This is a genomic window from Lachnospira intestinalis, assembly GCF_040095895.1.
GTDB classification, from domain to species: Bacteria; Bacillota; Clostridia; order Lachnospirales; family Lachnospiraceae; genus Lachnospira; species Lachnospira intestinalis.
The window spans coordinates 1-1,237 of sequence record NZ_JBBMFS010000029.1; the positions used below are offsets into that span (position 1 = coordinate 1).

The following is a 1,237-nucleotide window of genomic DNA, read 5'->3' on the forward strand; positions in this document are numbered from 1 at the left end:
AGGCACTTTTTAAAGGAAATAAATGTGTTCCTGTCTTCCCGTTCTGAATCTTATTATGAAGTTTATTTATGTTTCTTGCAATTGCTAAAAGAGTACTTTCAGCGAGTACATTCGCAGTCCCTTTGCTTAGGTATCTTCTGAACTGCATGTCCTGTTTTATGTCTCCAAATGAGCCTTCAGCCTGAATGCTCCGGTTCATCCGATACAATACCCCTTCATCAGATATGATTCGTTCCAAATCCTCTTTTCTGTGTTTTATAAATGTTTTTGCAACTTGTAATACCTTGGTTCTTTCTCCTAATGGCGTTTTGCAGTTATTACCTTTTATGCAATCACTCTTGTAAGAGCAGTCGTTGCAATTCTCACATGTGTATATAGTTTTTTCACTCACATATCCTGTTTTAGTTTTATTGTGTCTTATATGTGATACTGTAAGTTTCCTGTTATTCTTACATGTATAAAAATCGGATATTTTATCGTATTCCATGTTTTCTATCTTTCCAATATCATTCTTGTATTTCCTTGTTTTTGATATCTCATAATTAGCCGGCTTTATGAATGCTATCTGATTGTTTGCTTCAAGAAACAGATAGTTTTCCTCGCTTTCATAACCGGCATCCGCAGTTATGTTCTTATACTTGAATTTTAAATGCTGCTCAGCATCTTTAAGAAATGGTATTAGCGTCGTGGTATCGGTTGGCTGAGGTCCTATAGTAAGCCAGGTGATATACTCCGAATCAACACCATGCTGAAGATTAAATGCTGGTTTTAATTGACCATTTCCCATGGCATCCTCTTTCATTCTCATAAATGTTGCATCATTATCCGTTTTTGAATAACTGTTTCTTTCCCCACATATATGTATTTTTTGAGTGTATTCTTTAAGTTTAGAAAGAGCTTCTTCTAATGCTTCAATACTTTTTTGTAATGGTGTTTTTCTTTTGCCTATACCATGCACGAATGTGATATTTCCAGCATTTTTGAGAGCATACAGCTTCTTGCGTAGTCTCTTTAAATGTTTGATTTTTATTACATTTCCATAAACTATTTTTATGTCATAGAGTTGTTCACATTCAGCTACAAAATCAGCTAACTTAATTAACAGTTTTGCCTGATTTTTTGTAACGGCTTTTTTCCACACGAAAGTATATTTATTGGCATTTGCCTCGATTTTTGTACCATCAATAAAGATAGTTTCACCGGATATTTCACCTAAATCAAAAAGGATATTTGAAAC

1 protein-coding gene is annotated in these 1,237 nt (G+C 34.0%); it reads right to left on the reverse strand.

Going from position 1 to position 1,237, the window contains the following annotated elements; translation table 11 throughout:
- On the reverse strand, positions 1 to 1,237 hold a 1,237-nt coding region (locus WMO37_RS14830), incomplete at both ends, for a transposase (RefSeq protein WP_349155405.1).